Annotated in this window: 2 protein-coding genes and 1 pseudogene; 2 read left to right on the top strand and 1 reads right to left on the bottom strand. The window is 62.8% G+C overall.

The features are described from left to right. The first annotated feature begins 76 nt into the window (after positions 1-76). Positions 77-688 (top strand): recombinase family protein, encoded by a 612-nt coding sequence (locus tag H7290_RS05570; protein WP_290513022.1) that lies wholly within the window; start codon positions 77-79, stop codon positions 686-688. A gap of 25 nt (positions 689-713) precedes the next feature. Then, positions 714-1,772 carry a PDDEXK nuclease domain-containing protein gene (locus tag H7290_RS05565; protein WP_290513021.1) on the top strand — a complete coding sequence of 353 codons (1,059 nt, stop codon included), beginning with the start codon at positions 714-716 and terminating at the stop codon, positions 1,770-1,772. 235 nt (positions 1,773-2,007) lie between these two features. Here H7290_RS05565 and H7290_RS05560 read toward each other — a convergent pair. Then, positions 2,008-2,445: pseudogene (locus H7290_RS05560) on the bottom strand (hypothetical protein); the annotation flags it as partial.

Below are 2,445 nucleotides of genomic sequence, written 5' to 3'. Positions count from 1 at the left end.
GCTGTCTTGGAAAGCCATCTCACGGTTGGGTGTGTCTTAGCGTCCGGTTTCTGGGTTATCGAGGCACCATGGGGGTATGGCGCTTCTGGGGTACACACGAGTCAGCACGGTTCACCAGGATGACGAGCTTCAGCGTGATGCGCTGCGAACGGCCGGCGTTCAGGCGGACCATATCTACTCCGATGTGGTCTCCGGTACCAAGGAGGCCCGCACACGTCCGGGGATGCAACGCCTGCTGGGGTTCGCCCGGCCGGGGGACACCATTGTGGTGTGGCGTATTGACCGGCTCGGTCGCTCTCTGCTGGATGTTTTGGCGACCGTGCACGAGTTGCGGGAGAAGAATATTGCGGTGCAATCGATCTCCGACGGGATTGACCCGGCGACGACGACGGGACGGTTGATGTTGAACATGCTGGGTACGTTGGCGGAGTATGAGCGGGAGTTGATTGTCGAACGGGTCAACGCGGGTCTTGCCGCCTCACGGAAGGCCGGTACCGTGTTCGGTCGTCCACTGTCAGATCCGAAGGTGATCGGCGAGAAACTGGAGGTGGTGTGGGCGGCCCGGGAACGGGGCAAGAGCGCGGCGGACGCGGCCCGGCTGGTGGGCTGGAGTCGAGCAACCCTGTACCGGCACCAGGCACAGCAGGCTTCCCGCGATTCGGCGCAGGTCGCCTCGAGCGGGGTGTGAGGGGATGTCCCAAGCGCCGAAGGACATGCCAGCACCGAAGGAACCGGTGCCGAGGGAAAGGTGGGGGAGTGAGGTCGCCCTCCCGTCCGGGTATGCCGAGATGTTGGGCGGGCTGAAGGCCCAGGTTCGCCAGGCGCAGTTCCGCGCCCACCGAGTGGTCAATGAGCAACTCATTCAGTTGTATTGGAACATCGGCCGCGAGATCCTTACCCAGCAAGACAAGCAGGGGTGGGGGAGCGGGGTGATCGCCCGGCTGGCCGAGGATCTCCGGGCCGAGTTCCCGCAGATGAAGGGCTTCTCGCCGAGCAACCTGCAGTACATGCGCGGCTTCGCCGCCGCCTGGAATGCGGATGCCTCAATTTCCCAGCAAGCTGCTGGGAAATTAGCGTGGGGTCACATCATGGTCATCCTCGACAAGCTCAGCGACCAGACCATACGCACCTGGTATGCCGCCACGGCGGTTCAGAACGGATGGTCACGCAACATGCTGCTCAACCAGATTATGAACCGCACCCACGAACGAGTTGGCGCGGCACCCTCCAACTTCGGGCAAGAGCTCACGGCGGAGGATTCGGATCTTGCCCAGCAGATCGCGAAAGACCCGTACGTGTTTGACTTTCTGGATCTCACCGATGACGCCGCGGAACGCGACCTTGAGCAGGCGTTAATGGATCGGATCGTGGACACCCTCCGCGAGCTTGGCACCGGCTTCGCGTTCGTCGGACGGCAAGTACATTTCGACGTCGACGGGGACGACTTCTACCTCGACTTGCTGTTCTTCCATGTCGTCCAGTTGCGGTACATCGTCGTCGAGTTGAAGACGGGGAAGTTTCAACCCGAATATGCGGGCAAGCTGGGCTTCTACGTCGCGCTGGTCGACGACCGGCTGAAGCTCGACACTCATACGCCGACCGTCGGAATCCTGATCTGCAGCCAACGTAACGACTCGACGGTCCGGTACGCGCTCGGCCGTGCAGGATCCCCCATGGCTGTCGCGACCTACACCTATGACAGCCTTCCCGCCGCGGAGAAACGTGCACTTCCTCCGGCCGAACAGTTACTTGCCGCGTTCGACGACACATAAACGGAGTCGATTGCGAGCAACCAAAGCTGATTGCCTGTCTTGTAACAACTACTGACTCCCGTCGCCACGGCATTCGGCTACGAGACGTAGTTGTGAGAGTCGCATGGGCCGCGAGATCCCGGCGATTATTGAGTGCGTTCAGACGACGTGGGGTGGTGGTGCTCTTGACACTTCGCCAGATCGACACACTTGTCCCTTCCGGCAAGCGTGACGGGAGGGACAAGTGTGACCGGCCTCATTGGTGCGGCATCGGTGGGGACGCTGTCAACCAGTCCAGTAGTAGTGCGAGGAAGTCGTCGGGGCGTTCCATTGACGGTAGGTGGGCGGTGTCTGGCCAGTCGACGCGGCGTGCGTCAGGGATCCGGTCGGTTATGCGCCGTGCCGCGTTGTGGATCGCGTCGAGATCGAGCCCGCCGAGCAGGGTCAGGGTGGGCACGCGGATGTCTGTGAGCCGCTCGAGCGCCGGTGGGTCGAGTTCGCGCTCCTGGATGTCGTCCCAGTCGGCGGCCACCCCGAAGGCCCGCCGCTGCATTTGTCGGACGAGGTCGCGGACCCCCGGATCGACACCACCGGCGTCCCGCTGAGGGCCGTCGACCCACCAGCTGAGGTTCGCTTCCAACGCACCCTCTAGATCGTCGCGGGCCAGCGCTGACCTCTCCGCTTGGATGAACGC

Source organism: Aeromicrobium sp. (assembly GCF_014378035.1).
Taxonomy (GTDB): domain Bacteria; phylum Actinomycetota; class Actinomycetes; order Propionibacteriales; family Nocardioidaceae; genus Aeromicrobium.
The sequence above is the reverse complement of the archived record's forward strand: the minus strand, read 5'-3'. Positions and strand labels throughout refer to the sequence as shown.